This is a genomic window from Klebsiella sp. K47 (assembly GCF_051858335.1).
Lineage (GTDB): Bacteria > Pseudomonadota > Gammaproteobacteria > Enterobacterales > Enterobacteriaceae > Klebsiella > Klebsiella pneumoniae.
Genome location: NZ_JBPYUI010000609.1, coordinates 1 through 209, shown reverse-complemented (window position 1 = coordinate 209; position 209 = coordinate 1). Strand labels below are relative to the sequence as shown.

Annotated in this window: 1 protein-coding gene; it reads right to left on the bottom strand. The window is 36.4% G+C overall.

The features are described 5' to 3' along the window. A partial coding sequence (locus RRF55_RS29420) for a hypothetical protein (RefSeq protein WP_439419516.1) occupies window positions 1-209 on the bottom strand: 209 nt, incomplete at both ends.

Here is a 209-nt window from a genome sequence, read left to right as displayed (position 1 = left end):
AATGACAGTGAAGGCTTAGAACTTGTTCCATTTGGTGCCGTAGATAAATCATCGACCAACAAAGCTGTTTCAATGGGAACAGTAGGTGACTTCACGTATTCATTGAAAACAACCAGTTTTAGTGGAACAACTAAAACATCAAATCCCATCAATGTCAGTGTATATGGATTGCCAACTATCACCTCATATAAAATAAATAACAGTGATAC